This window comes from Paenibacillus sp. FSL R7-0163, assembly GCF_037969975.1.
Lineage (GTDB): Bacteria > Bacillota > Bacilli > Paenibacillales > Paenibacillaceae > Paenibacillus_AQ > Paenibacillus_AQ odorifer.
In genome coordinates, this window is the sequence record NZ_CP150224.1 from 751,753 (window position 1) to 777,556 (window position 25,804).

22 protein-coding genes are annotated in these 25,804 nt (G+C 40.1%); 15 read left to right on the forward strand and 7 right to left on the reverse strand.

What is annotated here, in order from left to right:
• Positions 1-140 precede the first annotated feature (140 nt).
• From NST45_RS03220 to NST45_RS03245, 6 genes are all read left to right on the forward strand, one after another.
• Positions 141-1,082: a serine hydrolase gene (locus NST45_RS03220; protein ID WP_244886385.1), complete on the forward strand. Its 942-nt coding sequence runs from the start codon at positions 141-143 to the stop codon at positions 1,080-1,082.
• Positions 1,083-1,125: 43 nt separating this feature from the next.
• Entirely contained in the window at positions 1,126-1,794 is a 669-nt protein-coding gene (locus NST45_RS03225) for a hypothetical protein (protein WP_038573024.1), read from the forward strand.
• Entirely contained in the window at positions 1,784-2,647 is an 864-nt protein-coding gene (locus tag NST45_RS03230; protein ID WP_038573023.1) for an ABC transporter ATP-binding protein, read from the forward strand. The genes NST45_RS03225 and NST45_RS03230 overlap by 11 nt, the downstream gene beginning before the upstream one ends.
• Positions 2,640-3,848, forward strand: a complete 1,209-nt coding sequence (locus NST45_RS03235; protein WP_339824896.1) for a hypothetical protein — start codon at positions 2,640-2,642, stop codon at positions 3,846-3,848. The genes NST45_RS03230 and NST45_RS03235 overlap by 8 nt, the downstream gene beginning before the upstream one ends.
• Before the next feature lie 18 nt (positions 3,849-3,866).
• Positions 3,867-5,012 carry a hypothetical protein gene (locus NST45_RS03240; protein ID WP_036687476.1) on the forward strand — a complete coding sequence of 382 codons (1,146 nt, stop codon included), beginning with the start codon at positions 3,867-3,869 and terminating at the stop codon, positions 5,010-5,012.
• A 71-nt stretch (positions 5,013-5,083) separates the two neighbouring features.
• Positions 5,084-6,241, forward strand: coding sequence for a hypothetical protein (locus NST45_RS03245; RefSeq protein ID WP_143762761.1), 1,158 nt, complete (start codon positions 5,084-5,086; stop codon positions 6,239-6,241).
• Positions 6,242-6,448: 207 nt separating this feature from the next.
• Here the strand turns inward: NST45_RS03245 and NST45_RS03250 are convergent, their stop codons facing one another.
• Positions 6,449-6,790, reverse strand: a complete 342-nt coding sequence (locus NST45_RS03250) for an AAA family ATPase (protein ID WP_076130415.1) — start codon at positions 6,788-6,790, stop codon at positions 6,449-6,451.
• A 652-nt stretch (positions 6,791-7,442) separates the two neighbouring features.
• Here NST45_RS03250 and NST45_RS03255 point away from each other — a divergent pair.
• The 5 genes from NST45_RS03255 (at position 7,443) to NST45_RS03275 (ending at position 14,020) form a co-directional block, all read left to right on the forward strand.
• Positions 7,443-9,428: an AraC family transcriptional regulator gene (locus NST45_RS03255; protein WP_339824899.1), complete on the forward strand. Its 1,986-nt coding sequence runs from the start codon at positions 7,443-7,445 to the stop codon at positions 9,426-9,428.
• Entirely contained in the window at positions 9,415-10,464 is a 1,050-nt protein-coding gene (locus NST45_RS03260) for an iron ABC transporter permease (protein WP_339824902.1), read from the forward strand. The genes NST45_RS03255 and NST45_RS03260 overlap by 14 nt, the downstream gene beginning before the upstream one ends.
• Complete coding sequence (locus tag NST45_RS03265; protein ID WP_036687482.1) at positions 10,461-11,468, forward strand: iron ABC transporter permease; 1,008 nt, start codon at positions 10,461-10,463, stop codon at positions 11,466-11,468. Before NST45_RS03260 ends, NST45_RS03265 begins: the two co-directional genes overlap by 4 nt.
• A 342-nt stretch (positions 11,469-11,810) precedes the next feature.
• Positions 11,811-12,200 (forward strand): BlaI/MecI/CopY family transcriptional regulator, encoded by a 390-nt coding sequence (locus NST45_RS03270; RefSeq protein WP_036687483.1) that lies wholly within the window; start codon positions 11,811-11,813, stop codon positions 12,198-12,200.
• A gap of 2 nt (positions 12,201-12,202) precedes the next feature.
• On the forward strand, positions 12,203-14,020 hold the full coding sequence (locus tag NST45_RS03275) for a M56 family metallopeptidase (protein ID WP_036687485.1): 1,818 nt from the start codon (positions 12,203-12,205) through the stop codon (positions 14,018-14,020).
• 364 nt (positions 14,021-14,384) lie between these two features.
• On the opposite strand, the gene NST45_RS03280 is transcribed toward NST45_RS03275, so the two are convergent.
• From NST45_RS03280 to NST45_RS03290, 3 genes are all read right to left on the reverse strand, one after another.
• On the reverse strand, positions 14,385-14,879 hold the full coding sequence (locus NST45_RS03280; protein ID WP_081383761.1) for a DUF1906 domain-containing protein: 495 nt from the start codon (positions 14,877-14,879) through the stop codon (positions 14,385-14,387).
• Positions 14,880-15,414: 535 nt separating this feature from the next.
• Positions 15,415-16,704, reverse strand: a complete 1,290-nt coding sequence (locus NST45_RS03285) for a sensor histidine kinase (protein WP_036687488.1) — start codon at positions 16,702-16,704, stop codon at positions 15,415-15,417.
• Complete coding sequence (locus NST45_RS03290) at positions 16,697-17,434, reverse strand: LytTR family DNA-binding domain-containing protein (RefSeq protein WP_076142382.1); 738 nt, start codon at positions 17,432-17,434, stop codon at positions 16,697-16,699. The genes NST45_RS03285 and NST45_RS03290 overlap by 8 nt, the downstream gene beginning before the upstream one ends.
• A 156-nt stretch (positions 17,435-17,590) precedes the next feature.
• Between NST45_RS03290 and NST45_RS03295 the strand changes: the two genes are divergently transcribed.
• The 4 genes from NST45_RS03295 (at position 17,591) to NST45_RS03310 (ending at position 21,661) form a co-directional block, all read left to right on the forward strand.
• Complete coding sequence (locus tag NST45_RS03295; protein ID WP_170914311.1) at positions 17,591-18,532, forward strand: ABC transporter ATP-binding protein; 942 nt, start codon at positions 17,591-17,593, stop codon at positions 18,530-18,532.
• Positions 18,529-19,311, forward strand: coding sequence for a hypothetical protein (locus tag NST45_RS03300; protein WP_076142384.1), 783 nt, complete (start codon positions 18,529-18,531; stop codon positions 19,309-19,311). Before NST45_RS03295 ends, NST45_RS03300 begins: the two co-directional genes overlap by 4 nt.
• A 220-nt stretch (positions 19,312-19,531) precedes the next feature.
• The gene (locus NST45_RS03305; RefSeq protein ID WP_076142385.1) at positions 19,532-20,332 is read left to right on the forward strand and encodes an SDR family oxidoreductase; all 801 of its coding nucleotides are present in this window, start codon (positions 19,532-19,534) and stop codon (positions 20,330-20,332) included.
• A 666-nt stretch (positions 20,333-20,998) separates the two neighbouring features.
• Positions 20,999-21,661 (forward strand): 4'-phosphopantetheinyl transferase superfamily protein, encoded by a 663-nt coding sequence (locus NST45_RS03310; RefSeq protein WP_076142387.1) that lies wholly within the window; start codon positions 20,999-21,001, stop codon positions 21,659-21,661.
• A 276-nt stretch (positions 21,662-21,937) separates the two neighbouring features.
• Here NST45_RS03310 and NST45_RS03315 read toward each other — a convergent pair whose 3' ends face one another.
• The 3 genes from NST45_RS03315 to NST45_RS03325 form a co-directional block, all read right to left on the reverse strand.
• The gene (locus tag NST45_RS03315) at positions 21,938-22,858 is read right to left on the reverse strand and encodes an aldo/keto reductase (RefSeq protein ID WP_254924656.1); all 921 of its coding nucleotides are present in this window, start codon (positions 22,856-22,858) and stop codon (positions 21,938-21,940) included.
• Positions 22,859-23,020: 162 nt separating this feature from the next.
• Complete coding sequence (fabV, locus tag NST45_RS03320) at positions 23,021-24,211, reverse strand: enoyl-ACP reductase FabV (RefSeq protein ID WP_036687496.1); 1,191 nt, start codon at positions 24,209-24,211, stop codon at positions 23,021-23,023.
• Between the two features lie 523 nt (positions 24,212-24,734).
• Positions 24,735-25,670 carry an aldo/keto reductase gene (locus NST45_RS03325; protein ID WP_339824911.1) on the reverse strand — a complete coding sequence of 312 codons (936 nt, stop codon included), beginning with the start codon at positions 25,668-25,670 and terminating at the stop codon, positions 24,735-24,737.
• Positions 25,671-25,804 lie beyond the last annotated feature (134 nt).

The window sequence follows — 25,804 nt, forward strand, 5'->3', positions numbered from 1 at the left end:
AGTTCGTGTACGGCAGGATACTAATGAAGCAGAGAAGAATAGCAAAGCCAAACCATTTATTTAAGAAAAATTTAAGATCTACACACCTAGATTTTTAAGGTGTTGAATCTATACTTTGTACCAAGAAGAATAGGGATAAAATGGAAATGGAGAAAGGTGAACGTAGCAAGCTAAAGAACAGGAAACCCAAGTTAGTAAGAATATCAGTATTCACAATTGTTCTTCTCGGAGTGCTAATAGGAACAGCAAGTAAACTGAATTTAGATTCACAAAAGGTCTTGCCATTCTTTGGACAGAACACTTATGCCAGTCCATATATTTATGTCTATGACAGAGAGTCTGATCAAGCCATTTACGAAGAAAGTGCGGGAGCCAAGGTTTATCCTGCTTCACTGACAAAAATTATGACCGCAATTGTCACCCTTGAGCATGTTGATGACTTATCTGTAATCGCGCCGGTAGACCGGAGAACGTTCGGCGAGCTTCTTGCAAGTAACTCTTCTATGGCCGGATTTTGCGAAGATGAGGAGGTTACCTACCAAGACTTGTTATATGGGACGCTTCTCACTTCTGGCGGTGAAGCGGCAAACACTTTAGCTGTCCATGTTGCGGGAAGTGTGGAAAATTTTGTTCTGATGATGAATGATAAAGCCGCTGAATTCAGCTTAAATGGTACACATTTCACTAGTCCTGAGGGCCTTCATGATGACAATCAGTATACAACCGCTTCAGACGTGGGAAAGCTTTTGGATTATGCATTAGCTAACGAGGATTTTAAAAAGATGTTTACTCAAGAGACATACCTGACGACATCAACAACAGACCATCCAGAAGGGATTCTGTTAGAATCGACGGTACTGAAGTACCTTAATGAAGATCAGCAAATCGGCTTCAAAATTATTGGAGGTAAATCGGGAACTACATCTGCTGCTGGACAATGTTGGGCAACACTTGGGTTAGTGAATAACCGTGAGTATATAGTCATCGTCATGGGGGCGCCATTAGAGGACATTAGTCATCCAGATCAGGCTCAGATTAGGGATACTTTAAATTTATACGGAAAATTAAGTCAGTTGAAATAAACGATAAAATGTAGAATTACATATTAAAAATGGAGGTGTCTTAGTGAAAAAAATCATAATGTTTGTATTAACTATAACCATTTTGATTGGAGGAAGCCTCTACTTCCAAAATCGAAGCAGCTACTCAGAATATGCAAGCATACAGGATGATAAAACCATCTCAGAGGATTTAATTATCTTAGATAATAATCCGAAGGATGTAAAGTCAGAGAATAAGAGTCCGGGCAATGAGGAAACTCCAAAGGATGCAACGCTAGATGATAAAAGGACTTTTGAGGATATTGCCTTGGACAAACGTCTTGATGAAGGGAGGAAAAAAAATGAAAGAACTTATCGGGAGCAAGGAAGAAAAGAGTCATCAATTAGGCCAACAATAGAAGTTCCATCTCTTTCTATCGAGGATATAACAGGCATCTACAAAACAGTTGATGCATACATGAGAGAAAATTCAGATCGGTTTCCCGAACCAGCGGACAATGGCACTAGGGGAAACACTGATGATCCAAGAATCCAAAATATTCTATACAAGGAAGAAAAAACAGGTATCATAGCAGGATTCGAAAATGAAAATCTGTTCGCATGGGAAGTGAAAAAGCTGGACGGAGAATATACCAACCTCCTGTTAGGTAGAAAGTCTACGGGAGAAGAATGGAAAGTTCTCTCGGAAGGAGACGTATATCAATTGAGAGAGGAAATTAGCGATGGAAATTAAAGCGGAGAATTTAACAAGAACATTTGGAATGAAACGGGCAATCAGTGAACTAAATTTTACATTGCCTGAAGGTGTGTATGGGCTTTTGGGTGATAATGGGGCAGGGAAAAGCACCTTGATGAGAATTCTTGTGGCAGTTGACCATCAAACTAGTGGTAAGGTTACCTTTAACGGCAAGGATATCTTCCATATGAACGACGACTACCGGAATCTTGTGGGATATATTCCCCAGGATTTCGAGGTTTATTCCGCGTTTACAGCAACAGAATATCTGGAATATATGGGAGCACTGAAGGGGTTGTCAAAAAAAGAACTGAAGCACAAAGTTCCAGAGGTATTACAGTTTGTCAACCTGGAGAATGTTGCTAATAAAAAGGTCAAAACCTTTTCCGGAGGGATGAAAAGGCGGGTGGGCATTGCCCAAGCCATTATTAACGATCCGAAGATATTAATTTTTGACGAGCCCACCGCTGGGCTTGACCCCCATGAGCGAATCCGTTTTTCAAACATCATAAGCGAAATGGGACAGGACAAGATCATCTTGTTTTCTACCCACATTATTTCGGATATCGAAGCAATTACCACCAATGTGATCATCCTAAATCAGGGGAAAATTAAAGAGCAAGGTAATGTGCAAAAGATGTTATCCGGGATTAAAGGAAAAGTATTTACTGAGGAGATGGACAGAGAGCGACTGGCCTCCTTTAAAAAGAAGCACCTGATCGTACGGATCCGGCAGGAAGAAAACGTTGTTAATGTCCGTTACTTGGGAGAAAAGGAATCAGGCGCAATCGTATGCGAGCCCACGCTGGAAGATTACTACATCTACTTAGGGAGTGGGAGCCATGCGTAATTTCATTCCATTAGAACTGAAAAAAATATTAAATAAAAATACAGTAATTATCAGCCTACTCTTTCTCACTATTATTCTGATCCCCTGGATTCAAACCGCCAAGAGTATAGATGTCTTGGATGATGAGGGAACCATACATAGCGGTCTTGGAGGCTGGAAAATTTTAAGGGAGCGCACGGTTGAGGGCACGATGACGACGGATTATTTATTACAAATGAAACAAAACTACGAAAACAGCGTGGACAAACCTTATATTGAAGGCGAAGTGGATACAGATCGCAAGTTGGGAAAAAGATTAACTTTTCCTCACGATGCGCTGAACTGGGAACTGAACTTTCCATATATAAAGTACCGTGTTCTCGATAACAGCTTAAATTTAACGGATGAGCAGCTCGCCAATTTTTATGTAGATTGGAAGGGCAGTTTTACCGAATATTTATCCACTGAACAAAATCTATTTCCTTATACAGAGAAACAAATCGAAATCATATCCCAGAAAATGCAAAAAGTACCCACCCCATTTTTATTCAAATACGATAGTGGCTGGGAGTACCTGAAAATAGGTTTATTAAATACGATCTACCTTTTCTTCATGTTCTTGGCCTTTATCCTATGCGAGGGATTCTCCAAAAACAGCAGCAAAGGAATTGACAAGGTGACCTTATCCACCAAGGAGAGCAGGAGGAGGCTGCTCAGCTACAAGCTTGGTGCCGCTTGTGTGTTTTCTACGATAGCCTATTTTGTGTATATTGCGATCATACTGCTGTTTATTACCGCAGTGTATACGCTGCACGGCTGGGACTCTTCGGTTCAAATCGGAACAATTACATTTTATTCTATGAATCAGCTTCAAGAGGGGTTACTCTATATTTCCATGGGATACTTTTCCACACTTGTCGTGACGCATCTTATCCTGTTTTTGTCCGTGGTTTTTAAAAGAGGGAAACTGGTATTAGCACTTTCACTGATTTATTTTTATCTCGTAAATACTTATCAGATGGGGAGGGGGGCGCTGACTGAAAAAGTGATGGTCTTCATGCCTCAGAACTTTATCAATAATCTTATAGGCATAGAGAAATTATATTTTGTGGGTAATACTGTATTTCCTTATGTTTTTGTCGCCCTGTTTCTGGGTACTGTGTACATTCTCTTATCTCGAATCGGTATCTCTATATGGATGAGAAGATATTATTTACAGTAGAGGAAGGTAGGTGAAATCATGAGCTATTTATCAAAAGTAAACAGAAGTAAAATCCTAAACATAAACATATTCGGTTTTTTGTTGGCATTGTTTCTGATACTTACCTTTTACAACTTAGACACCATCAAAACAGGTTATTTAAATCAGGCAAGATATGAGGTAACAGATGGGACGGAATACCGGTATTTCTATCAACCGGAGGTATTGGATGAAGTTGAGATTAATAAAATTTTGGAAAAATACAGAGAACTTAGCCTACCAGAAGACAGGAATAAAGCGGATGTTGCAGATTTGCCAGCCTTGGATATGCTTATCCAAGTGTATGGCTGGAACTGGACTGGAATACGGGATGTCTCAGCAGAACAATTTTATCAGGACAGGGCAGACATCATCAAAAGTGCACAGAAGGAAGCGGGGAGTTCTAGGGAAGGAATCAGCAACGGGAATTTTGCAGCGGCTTCTCTCTCCGAACCTATCCGGATGGGTTATGCCGAGGGATGGAAGAACGTTAACTCAGGGATGAGCCAGTGTGTTTTTATTGTCCTGGTTCTCATTTCCATTCTACTGGTCCCAATTTTTAATGAAGACGAGACCTTGGGCGTGGACGGACTGGTCAAATCCACGAGGTTTGGAAAACGTAAGCTGAGTAGGATACGGATTATCAACGCCTTCCAGCTCTCTTTATTGCTTTATCTGACGGCGGTAGCGATTTACATTACGCCTATATTCTTTATGTACGGTTTACAAGGAGCGGATTTGCCTATACAAAGTAGTCCACAATTTTTTTTATCAATGGTTGCGGTGAATTATTTCGAGCAGTTTTTAATCAACCTGGTTATTGGATATGTGGCAATCTCACTGATGACAGGGATTACTTTATTGATCAGCGTATTAGTCACACAGATTTATACTGGCTACGCCCTGTTACTATTCACCATAGCCATATCTTACGCCATTCAGATGAGCGAGGTATTCTTTCTGAAACATTATGTGGGCAATTTTCTGCCCATGCAGATAGCCAAGTTCAATAGCTATTACACAAGTTTTGAACCCTATGGAGGTATTTCTAGAATTATTGCCGTTCCTTCCATTACTGTTGCAGTTTTATTTATACTCCTACTATTTTTGCCAAGATGGATTAATAAAATGAGGTTTACTTCTTAGATTGAGCATTACGCATAAAGTTAAAACACATCAAGGATAAAAAAATGAAGTGAAGTTCGGAAAGAAGGTAGATGATGTATTCATTTTTTATTTTATGCGAAGCTGGATCAGAAAAAGATGGTATTAGCAACAACGGTTTAGCTCACGTTCTAGAGCACTTTGTTATACTGGCGATGCTCAAAGATTTTTTCACAGAGAAAGAAAGTAATTTGAGAGGACAAACAAGTTACTGCTATTGCTTATATAGTTGGAGCAATGCGAAGTACCAAGTAGGTTTAAACCTTATCTTTGAATTTGAAAACTATGTGGGGAGGATATTAGATAATAAAAATGAATATTATGACTTAATGTTAATGGCCATTAGAGAGGTCGAGGAAGAAATACTATCGAAACACAATGAGGTGGCAAAGATCAATGTAATGATTCATTTTTTAAATAAAGATATTGTTTCTCGACCAATAGGCCTACTTGAGGACGTAAAAAGTTTGAACGTTGACCAATTATTTGAGACTTTAAGTAGTATTTATGTAGCAGGAAATTTAAGATATTTCATTTTTAATCATGAAAAAAATGAGTTTGTTATTTCTGACTTGCCTCAAAAAACAAAGCGAAGAGGTTGTGTGGAAAAGCAAGAATTCCATGACAAAGAACTGGAACGGATAGCATCTAATTTATATATAGATGTACAAATATTTAAATTATTTTGTAATAGTGATAAAAAAGTTGCACTTTCTAGTACTTATTTTTCTAAGATTTTTAACAAAGAACAAACGATTCTCAATGAATTGTACTTGATAAGTATTTGCAAATTATTAGATAAAGCTTATGGTGTCAAAAATAACTGTAAATTTGAAATTATATTTTTTAGTAATGAGGACTCTACTAGAATTTACTATATATTTGAATTAACGAGCAGCAATGATATTTACGAGACTCCAAATAAGATAACCATAGATGTGGAACAGATAATAAATTTCATGCTTGAAAGTGTAAATTTCCACGAGTTAAAAGAGGAGTTAAGGATAAATGTATACAGTAATAGATTTAGTCCAATAAGTCGAAGTGAATGCGAAGCAGAGATATTGAATAAAGTTTACTTTAATAATTTTCAAGTAATAAAAGATTATGAAGATTTTGCTGATATTTTACGGAATGTTACGATTGATAAATTCAAAGGATTCTTGTATTTTGCGTTAGGGGAGATAGATGACTTAATTATTTTTGAATAACGTAAAAGACAGGCCGACAGTTTTCCTCGCTTTGGAGTCTAGAGTCCATTTTCATTGATCAAAATAAACTTGCCGGACGACTGACTTCTATGATACACCACACTTTCACTAGACGAATGGTTTCATTATATAAATTGGTACGGGTGTCGCACCTGGTCATCAAGTCGCCCTCAATGCGAATATGTGGATTGATTCGCTTCTTTACCTTCACAATGATCTGAGCAGTTGAGTGCTACCAAAGCATTGATATTGAGTAAGCCAAGTGTTGCTAGGAATCAGGTCAATGTTACCTTGAGAATGAATGCACTCATCGGGCGATGGAAGCGGTTCGTCCGTCATCATCGCGTTCTTGATGTTGAACATAGAGTAAGGGAGTTTATCAGGTTGTTCGATACCAAAGTACATCGTTAGATTCCCTTGAGGATCAAAATCAATCAGTAATATCTTTTTTCCTTCATTATATAAGGCGTAAGCCAGGTTATAAGCGGTGGTGGTTTTACCTGTACTGCCTTTTTGATTAGCGATAGTGTTTAATGTTGTTTTTCTCATATCAATTCCCCTCCCTGAAGCCAAAGCTTCGATATTATCTGTCAATGATAGGGAGCGGGCTGATCTGTTATAGTTCTCTCCGAGTTCTCTCATTTGTGCAAAAGCGACTACTATTTGAGAAGATTCTCGGAAGCCTTGCGGCGTTTAAATCTAACGAAAGAACCCGCAAAAAACTTGATCTTACAAGGATTTTCGCGGGCTTTAGATTCCTTTTCTTTGACTTAGTTTCTGCTATCTTCCCGATAGCATGAGCGACTCAAAATCGAGAGGGAAACCGTGGAGGTTCGAGTCCTCTCACCGGTACCAACTAAATCAACTCAAAGTTCATTAGATACTATATCTGATGAACTTTTTTGTTTGTTTTTTTACAATTCCGTTCATGCCTGTGCCGGAAAACTTTTGATACATCCTTCAAGTGTGAATAAGAAATTGTACTTAGTTGTACTGAGGAAGATTAATGTAAGCGGATATGTGAATGAGATAGAGGCATTCCTGAGGAAGCTCCATTTCGAAAGCTATAAGCAATCATGATACTAAACAGCGATTGACAAAATAGAGGAACTACCTAATACTAATTGATAATCATTATCATTTATTGTGAAATATAATTAATTCAAATAGATTGTGGAGCAGATCGGAGTGTATTGCAAAGATGAGGCTGGAAGATCATATTTTCGCATGGAATTATGCCGCTGTTAAAGTACTTGATATTCGACATGCTGTGATGAAGCCTGGGGACAAGCTGCAAGGCTATGTATTACCAGCATGTGGATTTATCTACTGTGTGCGGGGTACGGCCAGCTTGAATCTCAACGGCATAGATTACGAGGCAGACCGTCACTTTATTGTGCATGGTGGCAAGGGCATGAGACTAAGTATAGAGACAGGGAAGTTGTTTGAATACTATTTATTATTCTATAGAGCCTCCTTGCCAGGAAGAAAGGATTTAGCAAGACTTTTAGAACGCAGCAATCCATTTCGGATGCAGTATAGCTTCGAGTCTTTGGAGCCATTACCACTGCACTATCAACTAATGGCAATGGAACAACTTTGGGCACAAGGAAGCCAATTGGAAAGAATTCAAGTTAAAGGCTTGTTCTATCAGTTTATACATGAATTATTAAAGCAGTTCACAAAGGATGGAATTAACCTCAGGCAACCGGATGTCATTGGGCAGGTTGTCCGTTATATTGAGGAGCATTATCGTCATAATTTATCACTAGAATCTATAGCGGAGCAATTTAATTACAGCCCTCGTCATTTATCAACCCGCTTTAAAGGGGAGACGGGGTTTAGCTTGATTGAATATTTGATACGATTCCGGCTTAAACATGCAGAAGAGCTATTACGATGTACCGATGCTCCACTTCGCGAAATTGCAGAAGAAGTTGGATATAGCGATGTATATTACTTCAGTCGTATGTTCAGTAAATACAATGGTCAATCTCCCATCCGGTTCCGCAAGGAAAGCAGGCAGGTGAGCTCATCGGACAATCGTCCATTTACCACCGCCAAATTCTCCATTGGCGAGCACATATCCTCCCGATATAATGTTATTGAGTATGATAATCATTATCATTACTATTGCCAAAATGAAATAACCGGAGGGTCTTCACCTATGAGATTAACAAAGACGTCAAGTTTTATTGTAGCGATGCTGCTTAGTTTTACCTTGCTTTTAAGTGCATGTGGATCTGCAAGCGTTGGTTCTAATGCCACAAATTCTAATGGATCCAAAGCTTCTGAAGTTACATCATCACCAGCAAATAATTCAATTGCAGCTGACAATGTCAATAAGGAGGCTCAGACAAGAACTATCTCTACAATAAAGGGAGATATTGTTGTTCCAGCTAATCCAAAGAGGGTTGTCGTGTTATACCTTCAAGGGGATCTTGTGGCCCTCGGCATTAAGCCAGTAGGTACTTCGAGTGTTTTTGAAGGAGCGGCCTTTGCAGAAGAGCTGGGGGGGATTGAAGATCTAGGTTCATGGTATGAGCCTAATCCAGAGGCTATTATGGCAGTAAAGCCGGACTTGATCATAGCTGCTTCTGAAGAAACTTACGAAATCCTTAAGGATATTGCACCGACCGTTCCAATTCCCTATGAAAAAATGGCGACGGATGAACGTGTAATGAAGATTGGCGAGGTATTTGGTAAGGAGCAGGAGGCACAAGCTCTATTAGATAATTTCCACGAGAAGTTGGAGAAGAGCAAGCAGCAGCTTGATGAACTTGGAATTTTGGATATGACAGTAACCATTATCGAAGGCGGAAAAAAAGAGATGGCGGTGATCGATAGCAAGCTTTATGGAAGGGGCTCTCAGATCATTTATGAATATTTAGGGCTAAAAGCACCAGAGATTCTTCAGAAAAAGATTGATGGCAGAGAGAAGGCTACTGGAGGGTTTGTTTCCTTAGAGGTGTTACCAGAGTATATAGGAGACTTCGTGTTCCGCTCTGTATGGGATGGTGCTGATGATTTGTCGGACAATCCAATTTGGAACAGCATTCCAGCAATTAAAGAAGGTAGATTGATCGAAATTGGGTTTGATTTTTCATATTATTCCGATATCTACTCTCTTGATAAGCAACTAGATTTTGTAGTAGAGAAGCTAGTGTCAGCGTATGAAAAAAAATAGAAGGCTAGATGATAGAACAACCGTTATCCCTGATTTAAGAGGGAAATCGTATTTCGGTCTGTTTCTACTCCTAGGGATACTGCTGCTGCTGCTTTCAGTAGCAGCTTCTATCTCATTTGGCTCTGCTTCCATGAGCCTGAAGATGGCATGGACAGCGATTTTTAATTTTGATCCTGAACTGACCGAGCATCAGATTATTCATGCCCTTCGTATTCCGCGTACAGCAGCTGATATTATTGCGGGGATGTGTCTCGCGGTAGCAGGAGCGGTTATGCAGGGCTATACGCGAAATCCCTTAGCAGATTCCGGATTAATGGGAGTGAATGCAGGAGCAGCTCTTGCAATGGCCGTTACACTGGTTTTTCTTCCAGGGCAACTGCAGACAACAACCCTGCTGGTTAGCTTTATTGGCGCAGGACTTGGAGCAGGATTAACGTATCTTGCCGCTTCATTGAATCGTTCAGGAATGACACCTCAACGACTGGTGCTAGCTGGAATATCAATTACAATGCTATTTGGAGCTGTGGGGTCATTTATCTCATTAAACTATGGAATTGGTCGTGCCCTTGCTTATTGGACTTCGGGTAGTGTGGCTGGAGCAACATGGGTGGAAATTAGGCTAGTTATACCTTGGTTCTTAGGTGGACTGGCTTTGTCACTATTCATTGCACGCTCTATCACTGTTTTAAACTTGGGGGAAGAGATTGCGAAAGGCTTCGGGCAACGGATCGTTCTCGTTAAGATGATAGCTACGCTTGCGGTCCTTTTACTAGCGGGTGTAGCTGTTGCACTTGTAGGGCCAATCGGCTTTGTAGGGTTGATTATTCCGCATATTATGCGTTTTTTTGTAGGTGTAGATTATCGTTATATTATTCCGGCATCAGCCATTTACGGCGGCGCACTTATGGTTGTAGCGGATATCGCAGGAAGGCTGATTAATCGTCCGGCAGAGACAGCACTGGGCATTATTTTTGCAATGATTGGTGTTCCTTTCTTCTTGCTAATTGCGAGCAAAGAGAGGAGAGCCTTCAAATGAAAGTTGTTAAATCGCATAAGGCTACAATATGGATTCTATCTCTTTTAATACTGCTTATTGCAGGAGCTATTCTTAGTCTTAATATGGGAAAGGTGTCCCTCAATCCACTTGAAGTATTTCAAGTATTGCTTGGACAAGGTCCAGAGGAGCATAATCTCGTTGTTTATAAGTTTCGTCTTCCTCGGATCGTATTAGCGATACTTGTTGGATTTGGGATGGCACTGGCAGGTGCAGTTATGCAGGCTTTGCTGCGCAATGATCTGGCTGATCCCGGCATGCTTGGTATTAGCTCAGGTTCAGGTCTTATGGTGTTGCTGATTATCTCAACGGTAAGCATTCAAGGCGCCGCTATAACATTATTACTGCCGTCTATGGCATTCTTAGGTGGTCTGCTGGCAGCAGCTCTGATCTATGTTCTAGCCTATAGAAAACGTCGTATGATTTCTTCTACACGACTTGTCTTGACTGGTGTTGCGATCAATATGGGGTTTAGTGCGCTATCGCTATTCCTGACTTTAAAGCTTGATGACCAGAAGTATGAGTTTGCGCAGCGTTGGCAAGCAGGATGTTTATGGGGTGACAAGTGGTCTTATATCAGCTTGTTGGCACCTTGGGTATTGCTGCTATTCGCATATATTCTTTCTAATTTCAGGACATTGAACGTCTTGGTGCTAGGCAACGAAATTTCGATAGGATTAGGAGTCGCTGTAAAGAAGAAATTTTTGCGCTTGGCGATTGCGGCTGTAGGCATAGCTTCTGGCTGTGTAGCGCTCGGGGGCTCGATCTTCTTTATTGGATTGATTAGTCCGCATGTGGCTCGCAAGCTGGTAGGTCACGACTACAAAGTGCTTCTACCTACTTCAGCGCTTATTGGTGCGCTATTGCTGCTTGTAGCGGATACGATTGCTCGAACGGTCAGCTTTAAGTCAGATATTCCCGCAGGAATTATTGTAACAATGCTGAGTGTGCCTTATTTTCTATATCTATTAATGCGTTCAAAATAAATATCGATAGGTTCGAGCCTCTCACCGTATACTAAAAAGGTCTATAAGATTGCTTAATAAGCGATTTTATAGACCTTTTTCATTTTCAGAGCTTATTGAATTTCTAATAGGAGCATTAGGTTTTCCTCTACTACTACTTCTGAATTACCCTATTTCCAAAGTTCTAGTGTATACCGTTAGCTTCGCATTCGATGATTTAGCATTGATACTATAAAGTGCAAACCTTTTCCTACTTTTCAACGTCTCTAATTTATAGAAACAAAAGAAAAGATGACTTGCATTTTATTTATACAGTTGTATAATAGAAGCAGTTATACAACTGTATAATATGGAGGTTGATTCATGATTAATGAAATTAAGAAGCTACCTGATGCAGAGTTAGAAATTATGCTTGTCATTTGGAAAACTGGGAATCCAGTGAGTTCTTCCTACATATCGAATCAATTACGTAATAAACGAAATTGGGCTTTGGCTACTTTAATGACGGTACTTTCGCGACTCGTTGATAAAGGATTTCTGTATTGTGAAAAGGAGGGACGGAGCAATAGTTATCGTGCAGCCATCTCAGAAACGGATTATAAGGAATGTGAAGGGAAATCTACTCTTGAAAAACTATTCGGTAATTCTATTCAAGATATGGTGATGTCGCTGTACAATGGCAAGGCTATCGATAAAAATGATCTTGCAGAACTGCGTGAAATGCTTGACCGGGTAGAAAGAGAGGATTCCTGATAATGACCAGCCTTTTTTTGGATTTTTTAATAATTTCAGTAACGACAAGTCTAATGATTTTCATTTTAATGTTCTTGTCTCCATGGTTAAGCAAAAACTATTCGGCAAAATGGAAATATTGGATATGGATGATTTTGACTATACGCTTGCTACTTCCATTTAACATTTCGTTTGCCAATAATGTCGTACGGATTCCGCTTCCTGATAGCTCAAAGATAAGTACAGTGTTTCAAGACATTCCCTCCAACAGCATACAAATTGATGTGTCAGGGATTTCTCATCCTGTTCAGCAGGCCGCATCGTTAAATCATATACCATCTCTTATGGACATCTTAACTTGGCTCTGGTTTTCCGGGTTCGTACTTTTTTTGCTTTATCATTTTACCAGTTACTACTTTTTCAGAAAACAGTCTCTTCGTTGGAGTAATTCTCTTTTAAGTGACCAGATGGTATTGAAAATAAACCAAGTTTATAAAGAAATGAAAATAAAATTATCCATCACCGTTTTAATTAGTGAAAAGGTTCCAAATCCAATGTTAGTTGGTTTTTACAAGCCGATTCTCTTCTTGCCGCATGATCAATATAACGATGAAGAGCTTGAATTTATCTTCAAGCATGAGTTAGTTCATTATAAGAGACATGACATTATATATAAGATACTCCTCTTAATTGTACATGCAATTCATTGGTTTAATCCTTTCGTGTGGTTCATGGTACGCCAAGCAGGACGTGAAATTGAAATTTACTGTGATGAGACGGTAGTGGGTACACGAAGCTTATCTTACCGTAAAAAATATTGTGAGGCTATCTTATCTGTCATACAGAATTCGGATCCCCGCTTTTTGGCTTTATCAACTAACTTTTCAGGAGGGGAAATTTCTATGAAAGAGCGATTTATATCTATTCTTAATACGAAGAAAAAACGAAACGGCATCACTCTATTTTATACCGTCCTGCTTTTGATCGGGGTAATCAGCGTGTTGGCGTCGTGCACTAATATAAAAGGCACCGAATTCATCAAACCCGGCACGATCTATTCCATTGGCTTTGATGGGGAGCAAGTTGTTGTTAATGATGCTGGCAATTCGTACTCCATAGATGCAGAGGGGAATGTTTCTGTTTCATATCGGAATGGAGATGTTAAAGCAAATGTGCCATTAAAATTGGATACGACCGGAGGGGTTCTGGGAATGGGGCAAGAGAACACCGGTTATTTTATATCCGAGGATAAAACAGCTATTGTTTATGGTTTTGCAGATGGAAAATCATTGCCGCTGCATGTTTTAATCAGTAATGATAAGGGACAGACATGGAATGACTATCCTATTCCTGGAGCAATGGGATATGAAACAAAATTTATCGGTTTCACGAATAAAAATGATGGTTGGCTGGTCAGTGGTGCTTCACAAGGAGTTGGGAGTGCGCTGAATTATGTATATCAAACCTCTGACGGAGGTAAGACGTGGAAAGAGATAGGCAATCCAAATGATATTTATTCGGAACATTTGACCGGCGTGGGATTTTCTAGTTCGGATATCGGGTTTTTAGGGTACAGATATTATATGGATGAGGGTCCTGTAATTTATTGGACCAAAGATCAGGGGCAAACTTGGGAAAGGCTTGCTGTATCGCTTCCAGAAAAGTTTGATAAATATAAAAAAAATCCCCTTTCTCCTATCTTTAATAGAAAGGAAGGACTGTTCCCTATCTCGTTAATTGATCAAGATACCGGTGTGGCAGGAACTATATATCTTACCAGTAAAGATGAAGGAATCACTTGGGTTTATGATGAAGCTTATGATAAGCTTCTAAATCCTTAAAAAAAGCGGCCATTGGAATGGCCGCTTTTTGATTGTCCAATGGGATCTCAGATAATGGAAAAATAGATACGATGAATACTAATTCCCGAACTAAAGTCAAAAAGGCTTCTATCCTAAAGTATGCCTAAGGATAGAAGCCTATGAGAGAAATATTCGAAAAGAGTATTAGCGAATTGTAAGGGATCCAATTTTGCAACGTTCATTGATTAAAAAATAACATGAATCCAATGAATTAATATGTTGTATTACAGATGCAACTTCTTATAGGATATTATAGGGTATCAAGCGGTACATGCAGCAGTGAGAAAATTCGGAGGCTAAAGGATCCCTTCTATTTGTTTCTCAATTTGAATAAAATAGGTTACTATTTCCAACCCCCTCCTCCATGAGAAGATGACTCTACGTAATCAATCTTAATCTGACCGTTGCCTGAGCCAAGCGTGGTGTTAAAATTATATTGACGTAAGTTCCAATCATTGAAAGTCCCTGCCCAGCTATTATCGACGATAAAAGTATAACGTGTCGTAGCTGAGAAGGAGCCGCGGATGTAGGCACAAACAGCTCTTGAACCGTAGATTCCCACTTTATAACCGTTAGGATTTTGAGTGCTGCTGTTTAGAACTGACATTATCCCTTGGAAATAAGGCACAACATTTCCAGTAATTTGAGTAGTGGTCATATCGCGATCCACGGCGAAATAAATCGGAGTGGCATTCGTTTGTCCGAAGTCATTTGCCAATTCCACAGCATCTTTCGCATCACTAACACCCTGTGCATTCGTAAAGTAACTGACAGTTGTTCCACCTTTGTTTTCATAAAGGGATACTATGAACAGCCCAGCATTAGAAATTCGTGTAATCTAAGCATCTGTAAGTCCGTCATGAGAACCTTCTACACGGTTCAGGTATCGTCCAACAAATGTAAAGTTATTATTTTGAAGTGTCATCAATCTTGCTGAAGTAACGTTTGTTGCAGTATCACAACCCAGTACCAATGTGGTTTCCTTCTTTCAAATTATTAGATAGATTTCTTTAAACTGCATTCATAAGACCTCTATGAGAAAGATTGGCGCCAACCTAAAATAGTATATGAGAAATAGTTCACAAGTTCTTGGGGGAATAAATTAGTAGATATAAAAGAGGCAATTGACTTTAGTTGGATATGAGGTACAACCGTGCTAGATTCATTGTTTGAGGAGTAACTAGCATATTTATAAATCTAATTTAGAAAAAGAAGAACAGATCTGCATTTTTATTGAGATTTTTATTAAATTTCGCTTAAGTTTGTTAGGGGAGAGTTGGTTTTCTCCTAGTGCATTTCGTTCTCTTTCTAATGTCCAACTGTGGAGGTTCGATTCATCTCACTGTTAACTAAAAAAGAACAACCTATTGTACTTACGATAGGCTGTTCCTTTTTTTACAGGCGACCATAAAAAGAACAATTTCGACTTGAAATAGATTATTGTTATATGAAATATCTACTAAGCCATTACTATCCTCTACGACCTTCTGGATACTTTTTAAGCCTATACCATGACCGGATTTATTAGTTTTTGTGGAGCAGATGTCGCCAAAACGATTCGTATGAATTTCATTCACATAAGGATTCTGAATCCGGATGAACAAGCTTTCATTAAGATAATGCATATGTATGGTTATATAGCACTCTTCATTTCTTTTATCGCAACAAGCTTCAATGGCATTGTCCAGTGCATTTCCTAAAATCACACTGATAACTGTGGTGTCGAGCGTCAGCTGTGCAGGGATGTTCAAGTCTAACTTGAAGGGGATCTGATGCTTTTCAGCGACCTGCTGCTTGTAGTTGATAATGGAATCAATAATCGTATTCCCGCTATTACTAACGCCTATTGGATTGTCTATTTGCCCCAGTAAGTTGTCCAACTCATTCAGATTGTCAGCTTCACCGGATTGTACCTTTGCGCGTAAACCTATGAGAATATTTTTAATATCATGCTGGAACTTAAAAGATTCTTCCTGTATTTCTTTTGTCAAAAGATATTGATTTACATAGTAAGCATTTTGTTGCTCAAGTAAATAACTTTGGTTCTGCGCAGATTGGATAACTAACATACGGTCGCATAAGATAAATATCAATAAATTTATAATGAGTAGCCCTGTGGACAGGATTGGAACAAGGGTAGGGAAGGACTGCATATAAAGGCTGGATGCGAAGCTGTAGATCCCTAGTGTGCTTATAGAAGGGCAAATAAATAATAGAACCCAATACCATTTAGATAACCCGCCATTTCCAAAGGCTTTAGCTACGCGCACGGATACAAAAGCTAATATAAACATCAGCAGCTTGGAAAGAAACTGGTTCAGAATATATCCCTTTGTCGAGTAAAATAGGGGTAATGATAACTCACTAAGCGTAATAAGCGCAACCAGAAAAAGAGCGGCAACGATCCGCCATTTGATATTTCCATTGTAAAAAAAAGATAAGAGAGCAATCAGGCCAATATTGAGCGTGAGTAGGATTGAGCCTGGCAGTGAGCTATAGTGCAGAAAGACAATACAGAGGAAATATAGGGAGTACACGATAACAAGATTGGCTTTGGTGGTAAGTCGGCTAACGAAACAATGCCTGTAGAAGTAATGAATAATGATAGGTAAAAGTGGAAGCGTTACTAGATAAAATAACTCCTCCAGAAAGATATTATCCAACAAGACTCCCCCTGAATTTCAGATATTTTTTCTTAAAATCGGCACTGTATTTTGCACTAATGGGTAAGGCTTCGCCATTTAGGAGAATTACTCCCTGGTTACTGATTTCTTTAATAAAGTAAAAGTTAACGATGTAGGATTGATGGATTCGAACAAAATCGCTCACCGGAAGCTTCTGCTCTTCCTCGTTTAGTGTACTGTAGTAGTCATGTTGATCGTTGCAGGAATAAAGAATAATTCTCCGCCGGTTGCTTTCCAGATAGATGATATTTCGATAGGGGATTAGAATTTCTTTTCCTTTTTGCTGTAGTGATAAGAAGTTTTTTTTGCCTTGCTGGAGCTTGCGAATTACTTTTTCAATCGTAGAAATCAGTTTGTGCTTAAATATCTCTGAATCGATAGGTTTCTTGATAAATCCCGAGGGCTGAACATCGAAGAGTTGCAGATGATATTCATCATGACTAGAGACATAGATAAGCTGCACTAGATCATTTTCATCATTTCCCCGCAGTACATACCCAGCTTTTATTCCATCCATATCCGCCATTTCAATGTCCATAAAAATAATATCAAACGCGCAGGCCTCTTGAATGGCCTTAGTGAAGCTTTCGCCGGAATAAAAGATCGAGACCTCTATTTTCCTTGTGAAATTAGGTTGAGTCTCCAGAATAAGTCTCTCTATTAATTCAGTAGTGGGAAAGTCATCATCACAGACAGCAATACGTATCACTTTATCATTCCTTTCGACAAGAATTGTCCAAAATATCCAGGAATTTGTCGACCATATAAGTCACATTATACAAATCCTTCTTAATAATTACATTAACTAACTTGATTGTTACAGTTTGAATGTAGTGTCCATGGCAACATGTTAGGATGTGGAAAAGTGAAAAGAGGAGTGTTTGATTTGACGCAAACGATCTTTGAGGCCAGAGGTTTAAGCAAACAATACGGAGAGTCTTTTGCGCTTCAGGATGTCTATATGACAATTGGGGTAGGAGATATTTATGGGTTTGTTGGCGAAAATGGGGCAGGTAAAACTACATTAATGAAAATTATAGGCGGATTGGTACATCCGACACATGGTGAAATCTCTCTTTTTGAAAAAAAGGACAAAAAAGCTGTTCACGAGGCGAGGCGAAAGGTTGGATTTCTAATTGAAAGGCCAGCGCTTTATCCTAATCTAAATGCCAAGCAAAATCTTACGTTTTATTGTCGTGCGTTTGGGATTAAGGATAAGAGCAGAATTGCGGAAGTATTGCAGGCAGTTTCTCTGGCAGATGCCGGTTCTAAGCTAACCTCAGAATACTCCCTTGGGATGAAACAACGTTTAGGTCTGGCTATCGCTCTACTTAACGATCCCAAATTTCTGGTATTGGACGAGCCTATTAATGGTCTTGATCCGTCAGGCATTGTAGAAGTGCGAAAGATCCTGGAGAAGCTTTCCAAAGAACAAGGAGTGACTATACTGATCTCCAGTCATATTTTAAGTGAGTTGCAGCTATTAGCGACCCAATACGGTTTTATTCATAAAGGAAGGTTAATCAAAGAAGCTTCTGCGGAGGAACTCTTACATACGGCGGAAACTAAGATCTGTATTCGAACGGCTGATCCCGCAGCGACGCTTCAGATTTTAAAAAGTGAACTCCAACTAGAAACCATTACGATCACCGAAGCTGGAGAAATTCAAATTCCTAAAGAGAGTACAAATCTGGAAGAGCTGATGTCTCTTTTTCTGACGCAGGGCATCCATATTGAAGGGATTAACCTGTCGGCTCCAAATCTTGAGAACTATTATATGGATCTAATTGCTGGAGGTAACGAATGAGGAATTTTCTTAAGGCTGAAGCTTATTATGTAACCAAGGATCCCATGTTCAAGGGGATAAGTCTTCTTTTGCTGTTTGGAAGTGCCTTATTACTGGTTTGGACGGGGGTACAAGTAGGATTTGATATAGATGGTCCTTTAGAGCCTTTAATCACTAGCATTCAGTTATCTTTTTTTCTGTATTTCATCATTCCAATTTACGTTTGTTTTTTTGCTACCGAGGGATTTGAGTATGGGTCGGTCCAAACCATTATCGCTTCGGGTCAGCGCAGGTCATTATATTTGTTGGGAAAATATCTAACCGAATTAAAAGTTGTAGTATGGTGGGTAATTCAATTTTTTGGTCTTTTTTATGTATTGTACATGCTGGCAGCGTTTGTTACGGGTTCCCATATCGGAAATGAAAGCTTAGAGGGGAAGTTTATCGTTGCTATGGGGGCTATTGGATTCAATATTTTGTATCTCGCAGCTTATTCCGCTGTCGTGCTGTTGTTAGGAGTATTGATGAAAAAATCGGCTACTGCTGTCATTGCCACGTTTGTTTTTGTATTTGGCGATTTTCTGCTCAGTGGTTATCTTAAAGACTCTTCGTATGTATATCTGCGAGTGATTTCTGAAAATACGCTAACGACGCAAATTTTTAAATTCTCTGCTGTAAATTCAGATGAAATATATACCCTAAACGAGAGTGTTCGTATGATCCTAATCCCTGTTGTAATCATAGGAGTTTGCTTGAGCGTTGCTTTAATTTCTTTTGAAAAGAGAGATGTGCATCTATAGAAAGGAAGGATGGATTATGAAAAAGCATAACAAAAGAATCACTATGATCTTAAGTATTTCGGTAGTAGTTATTATTTTTTGTGTTCTTTTTGTGAGTATACGAATATCTTGACGCTGTCTATCTAGTTTAACTAGAACGTGAAGATTGAATCTCTCCGTCATATCCTATGAATACGGAAGTGATTTGTGATAAATAATAGAGCATATTTATTAAGGAGGGATTGATACGAAGCTTCATCTAGAAGGAAAAACAACATTAGTTACCGGATCCACCTCCGGCATCGGAAAAGCGATCGCAAAATCTCTGGTACGGGAAGGTGCCGCTGTACTTGTGAATGGTCGTCATGCGGATAAAGTAAAACAAACTATAGAAGAAATACGCGCAGAGCATCCGAAAGCAGCGCTGTATCCGGCTGTGGCCGATCTGGGAACCGAGGAAGGATGTCGCAAGCTTATCGAGGAATACCCAATGGTCGATATTCTTATTAATAACTTAGGGGTTTTTGAACCCGCTGAATATTTTGATATTCCGGATGTAGAATGGTTTAAATTTTTTGAGGTTAATGTAATGAGTGGGGTCAGACTTAGCCGCCATTATCTGCAGCGCATGCTTGAAAAGAATGAGGGTAGAGTGATTTTCATAGCCAGTGAAGCAGCAATTATGCCTTCTCAGGAAATGGCGCACTATAGTGCGACTAAGACAATGCAGCTATCACTCTCCCGCAGTTTGGCCGAATTGACCAAAAGTACCAAGGTAACTGTGAATACCGTCATGCCGGGCTCCACATTAACTGAAGGTGTAGAAACCATGTTGAATACCTTGTATCCAGAGGAAAATCTGACGATTGAGGAAGCGGAGATCCGATTTATGAAGGAGAATCGTCCGACCTCTATTATTCAACGTTTGATCCGGCCAGAAGAAATCGCCGATTTAGTCGTCTTTTTAAGTAGCCCTTTATCATCGGCTATCAATGGTTCAGCCTTTCGGATTGACGGAGGATTAGTGCGAAGTGTATTCTAACTTTTAAATTTAGCGAGTTATGAAACTGCTGTTGCTATAAAGCCAATGCATAAGGATCGCATAAAAAAAGCCACGGCGTACGTTATTAACGTACGCCGTGGCTTTAGGTGTTGTGCGCCCGGCATGGGCGATAACTTGGCGGTGAGAGTCCGTTACAGGCTTGGTAGTAGGAATTGTTAGCCAAAGGCAAGGGTGTCCGCCGCTAGGCAGAATCTGAAGGAAGCCGAAGGCAACCCTCGGGCTGACGAACAGAAATCACATACAAGGCATCATGGCCGGTTGAACCGCTGTATACCGAACAGTACGTACGGTGGTGTGAGAGGTCGGCTACCCTATTTATGGGTGGCCTCCTACTCGATTAAGCATGTGTCTATACTGATAGCTGAAAAAGTTTATATCATTTACAAAGATTTTATAAGGGAGAATAATGAGTTGAAAAAAGGGGGCCGCCTTGATGTTTTGTCTGTCTGCAATCCCATGATTAATTTTATTGATTGTGATATTATAGCAATTAGTGGGAAAAGTAGGAATATTTTATTTTGGATAGAAATGATAAAAAATATGGCTTGGCTGTTGTAATCATAATGCTGAGGAAACGGAGGAAGGGAGTTTATTAAACAAACTATTAAAGACGTAGAGATTTATGCTGTTAAATTACCCGTAAAAATGAACGATCAAATGGTTCTAAAACTTATCTCCACTCTCCCTGCTGAAAAACAAAAACGTATCAACCGTTTTGTGAGGAAAGAGGATGGAATACGGACGTTGGCGGCCGAGATCCTTTCTAGACTTTTAATCTGTCGCAGGCTGAGTATTAAGAACAGTGCGATTGAGTTGGAATATAATCATTATGGAAAGCCACTAATAAAAGGTAATATGAATCTGTATTTTAATAACTCCCATTCTGGTGAGTGGGTGGTCTCCGCAATTTCCGATACACCAGTGGGGACAGACGTGGAAAGGATAAGCGAAATAAATATTGGAATTGCTGAACGCTTTTTCTCACCGTGTGAATTTAACGATCTTATGCAAAAAGAAGGAGAAGATAGACTAAAATATTTTTTTGATTTATGGACCCTCAAAGAGAGTTATATCAAAGCTATAGGCATAGGGCTATCCCTACCTCTCTCATCCTTTACTATTAGTCTAAAAGGTGACAAGGTTTCAATTAATACACAAAATGAGTTGAATTGTTTCTTTTTTAGGCAGTACATCATAGATTCGGGTTATCGGCTGGCATTGTGTTCGGCGTATGATAGATTTCCAAATCAAGTTGAAATTGTAAACTTTAATGAAATAGCAGAAGTATTCTTGAATTATTACAATTAAAATAATTTATTAGAGCCGGAAAAGTTAAACCTGCTTCCATGGATTATTATCCCTCAAAGTTTCTTCCGGCTCAATGGTCTTGTAAACATGTGTTGAGTTCTTTTTCTCTCATTATATTAATGTACATTTAAATCTCCTTAATCAAGTTTTTTCTCTTTTGTGAGTATACGAATATCTTGACGCTGTCTATCTAGTTTAACTAGAATGTGAGGATTGAATCTCTCTGGTAAAAAAGCCACGGCGTACGTTAATAACGTACCTCGTGGCTTTAAGTGTTTATGGAAGGACATTGCCGGCAGCACGGTAGATTTCATACCATTCTTGCCGAGTGAGAGTTATATCGGAAGCTTTGGCAATATCACGCAAGCGCTGTGTATTAGTTGTGCCAACGACAGGCTGCATATTTGCCGGATGTCTGAGAATCCATGCGATGGCAATAGCTGTATTGGTTACGTCTTTTTCTGCTGCTAAGCGGTTAATGACCTCGTTCAATTCAGAGAACTTATCGTTATCTAAGAATACGCCTTCAAAGAAGCCATATTGGAAAGGCGACCAAGGCTGAATGGTCATGTCATGCAGGCGACTGTACTCCAAAATCCCGCCATCATGAACAACTGAACCGGAGTTAGTCATATTCACATTGAAACCCGTATCAATCATGCCAGTGACCATAATGCTCAATTGCAGCTGGTTGAACAGCAGCGGTTGCTTTACATTTTTCTTCAGCAGCTCGATTTGCAACGGGTTCTGGTTGCTGACACCAAAGTGTTTGACCATACCTTTGCTTTCCAGAATATCAAAAGCCTCAGCGACTTCTTCTGGCTCGAACAGCGTATCAGGCCGGTGAAGCAGTAGGACGTCGATATAGTCTGTTTTCAAGCGCTTAAGGCTGCCTTCAACGGATTGCAGGATATGTTCCTTGGAGAAATCAAAAAAACCGTTGCGGATTCCGCATTTGGTTTGGATCATCATTTTATCACGCATACCCGGATTGTTCTCCAGTACGCCTGCGAATACTTCTTCGGCTTTGCCAGCTGCGTAGATGTCAGCGTGGTCAAAAAAGTCTATTCCGAGCTCAAGGGCACTATGTACATGTGTATCTGCTTCTTTTGCAGATAGATCAGCAATCCGCATACAGCCAAGCGAAATTTGTGACACCTCAAGTGCGCCGTTTGCTACACTAATTTTTTTAACCAAAAGTGACTCACTCCTTTGAATGTTAGTAGAACATGCAGTATTCAATCAAACCATATCATAAAGAGGGGAGGTAAGCCAATGTCTGTCTAAAAGAGAAAGAGGTTATCTCATCAGTAGAATTCACTACTTCAGAGACAACCTCATTTGTCTATAGGTCAGTTATTAATACATATTTGGAATGTCGACATTAGGATCAATGTCAGCTTCGTAGTCTACACCCTCTGTTCTAAAACCAAACAGGTTAAAGAAATCTTGGCGGTAGCCTTCAAGATCAGCAAGCTCACCTGCATTGTCGGTTGTCAGCTCGTCCCAACGTTTCATAACCTCAGTCTGAACATCCTCACGCATTTCCCAGTCATCAATTCGGATCAAGCAGCCCCCGTCAGCAGTAGCTTCGCCCCCACTGTAAAGATGCTCAGAGAATAAACGGTACATTTGTTCAATACAGTTCTCGTGCAGCCCTTTTTCCTTCATTACTTCATACAATGCAGAGATATAAAGCGGGACTACAGGAATTGCGGAGCTGGATTGGGTTACCAGAGCTTTGTTCACGGAAACAAAAGCACGTCCACCTTGAGTGGACAGGCGATCATTCAGTTGGATCGCTGTTTGTTCCAGATCATGTTTGGCTTGACCAATCGTTCCGTCGCGATAGATAGGGTGAGTGATTTCAGGCCCGATGTAGGAGTAAGCAACGGTTGTAGCTCCATCGGCAAGCACGCCAGCTGCTTGAAGCTGATCGATCCACATTCTCCAGTCTTCGCCGCCCATAACAGCGATGGTCTGACGTACTTCCTCTTCTGAGGCAGGCTCAATAGTGGTCATGGAAACTTCACCTGTGTGGAAGTTCAAGGTTTTGTTCGAATAAGCGGTTCCCACCGGTTTAATGACGGAGGAGAAGGTTTCTCCTGTTACCGGATGAGTGCGGCGTGGTGAAGCGACACTATAGACAACTAAATCAACTGTGCCATATTCAGCTTTAATCAATTCAATGGTCTTCTCTTTGATAGCATCGGAGAAGGCATCGCCAACTATGCTGTGAGATTTAAGTCCAAGCTGCGCTGCTTGTTGTTCAAAAGCTGCGGAGTTGTACCAGCCAGCAGAAGCTGTACGTTGACCTTCAGCAGCTTTATCAAAGAAAACACCAATAGTGTTGGCTCCAGCACCAAAAGCGGCTGAAATTCTGGAAGCTAGTCCGTATCCGGTAGAAGCACCAATGACTAGTACATTAGCGGGTCCCTCAATTTTCTTTTGTGCTTTTACATATTCAATTTGTTGTTGTATTTGTTTGGCGCATCCCTCTGGATGGGCTGTTGTACATATAAATCCGCGAGTTTTAGGTTGAATAATCATCAAGGAATTCCCCTTTTTATAATAATTAAAGTCCAATGTTACTTCAGAGAAAGTATAGCAAACAATATTTACTAATACAAAGAATTTAGGATATTGGAGAAGAATGACTGCTCTCCACTACGATCGACTGCCATCCGCTGCCGCTTACGGACCCAGATGACGTTATATGCAAATTTATCGCCTTTTCAGCAGGGTTTCGGACCCCAGAGACGTTATTGCTTAGAAAAAGGTTCATATTAGGTGTATTTTGTGCCAATAGAGGATATGAGGTCCGTTGGAATTCCAAATGTGCAATAATACTGCGTTACGGGTCAACTGTGTCCGATAGGGCATTGTGCGGGGAACTGTGATAGGTCGATCGAACGAACGTACGAAGGAAATAAAACGAACGAATGACGAATCTTACGAATCATGGCAATCGAACTATCTAACCCGAATCATCGGATGAACCAAAGCACAAAAGGGGCTGCCCCAGCAGCCATTTCGTGGCCATGGGACAACCCCTTAATCTAATGAGGCTAGATTACGCCTTAAATATAGAATCTATAGTTTTGATCTCTTCTGGGGTCAGCTGCACCTTCAGCGTCTCTAAGTTGGAAACGATTTGCTCAGGACGTTTGGCGCCCGGAATAAGCGCATCGATGGAAGGTACGGTCAAATACCAGGCAAGTACGACATGTGCGACTTCGACACCTTTAGCATTGGCAATCTGGCGGACCTTGTCCACCTTCTCCAGATTCTTGGCAAAGGTCTCCCCTTGAAATAGCGGGTCATTTTTTCTAATGTCGCTGAATGTATCGCCTTGCTTATATTTGCCGCCCAGCAGGCCCGACGCAAGTGGGAAATAGGGCACGAAAGAAATGCCATGCTCCTGCGTATAAGGCAGCAAATCTTGTTCCGCATCACGATGCAGCAGATTGTAGTGGGATTGAAGAACATCCACATGACCGTCTTTGTTGGCTTCTTTCAGCTGATCAATGGAGAAGTTAGACACCCCGATGGCTCTAATCTTTCCTTCATCCTTCAGCTTCTTAAGTTCACCTACAGCTTCGTCCTTAGGTGTGTTTTCATCAGGGAAATGAATATAGTAAAGATCAATATAATCGGTCTGGAGGCGTTTCAAGCTGTCTTCCACAGACTGTCTTAGAAAAGCTGGAGAGTTGTCGAGTGTAATCTTGTCACCGGTAATCACGTGAGCGCCTTTAGTAGCAATGACCACATTGTCGCGGACGCCTCTTTCCTTCAGCACTTCGCCAATCAGTTCCTCGGATCTTCCTGGTCCATAAATAAAGGCGGAATCAATAAAATTAATCCCATGATCCAGAGCGCTGCGCACGATATTTCTGCCGGTTTCATCATTTAAACCCGGAAATAAATTATGCCCGCCAACAGCATTGGCACCCAGACCCAGTGGGAGAACCTGCAGATTGGTTTTTCCTAAAGTTATTTTATTAGCCATAATCAATAGTCAGCTCCTTAAAATATAATACGTACTATATTAAGTATAGAGAATAACTGAGGTCAGGACAAATTTTCGCCTTCCAGCTTTATACATGAATATTTAAACCGGATAAGTTATGATAGTAAGAAAAT

What these genes read in the sequence shown, in the direction of transcription:
- NST45_RS03235 (WP_339824896.1), top strand. Translation starts at nt 2,640, where the DNA reads ATGCGTAATTTCATTCCATTAGAACTGAAAAAAATATTAAATAAAAAT.
- NST45_RS03240 (WP_036687476.1), top strand. Translation starts at nt 3,867, where the DNA reads ATGAGCTATTTATCAAAAGTAAACAGAAGTAAAATCCTAAACATAAAC.
- NST45_RS03255 (WP_339824899.1), top strand. Translation starts at nt 7,443, where the DNA reads ATGAGGCTGGAAGATCATATTTTCGCATGGAATTATGCCGCTGTTAAA.
- NST45_RS03265 (WP_036687482.1), top strand. Translation starts at nt 10,461, where the DNA reads ATGAAAGTTGTTAAATCGCATAAGGCTACAATATGGATTCTATCTCTT.
- fabV (WP_036687496.1), bottom strand. Translation starts at nt 24,211, where the DNA reads ATGATTATTCAACCTAAAACTCGCGGATTTATATGTACAACAGCCCAT.
- NST45_RS03245 (WP_143762761.1), top strand. Translation starts at nt 5,084, where the DNA reads ATGATGTATTCATTTTTTATTTTATGCGAAGCTGGATCAGAAAAAGAT.
- NST45_RS03270 (WP_036687483.1), top strand. Translation starts at nt 11,811, where the DNA reads ATGATTAATGAAATTAAGAAGCTACCTGATGCAGAGTTAGAAATTATG.
- NST45_RS03275 (WP_036687485.1), top strand. Translation starts at nt 12,203, where the DNA reads ATGACCAGCCTTTTTTTGGATTTTTTAATAATTTCAGTAACGACAAGT.
- NST45_RS03310 (WP_076142387.1), top strand. Translation starts at nt 20,999, where the DNA reads ATGAACGATCAAATGGTTCTAAAACTTATCTCCACTCTCCCTGCTGAA.
- NST45_RS03300 (WP_076142384.1), top strand. Translation starts at nt 18,529, where the DNA reads ATGAGGAATTTTCTTAAGGCTGAAGCTTATTATGTAACCAAGGATCCC.
- NST45_RS03260 (WP_339824902.1), top strand. Translation starts at nt 9,415, where the DNA reads ATGAAAAAAAATAGAAGGCTAGATGATAGAACAACCGTTATCCCTGAT.
- NST45_RS03325 (WP_339824911.1), bottom strand. Translation starts at nt 25,670, where the DNA reads ATGGCTAATAAAATAACTTTAGGAAAAACCAATCTGCAGGTTCTCCCA.
- NST45_RS03230 (WP_038573023.1), top strand. Translation starts at nt 1,784, where the DNA reads ATGGAAATTAAAGCGGAGAATTTAACAAGAACATTTGGAATGAAACGG.
- NST45_RS03250 (WP_076130415.1), bottom strand. Translation starts at nt 6,790, where the DNA reads ATGAGAAAAACAACATTAAACACTATCGCTAATCAAAAAGGCAGTACA.
- NST45_RS03220 (WP_244886385.1), top strand. Translation starts at nt 141, where the DNA reads ATGGAAATGGAGAAAGGTGAACGTAGCAAGCTAAAGAACAGGAAACCC.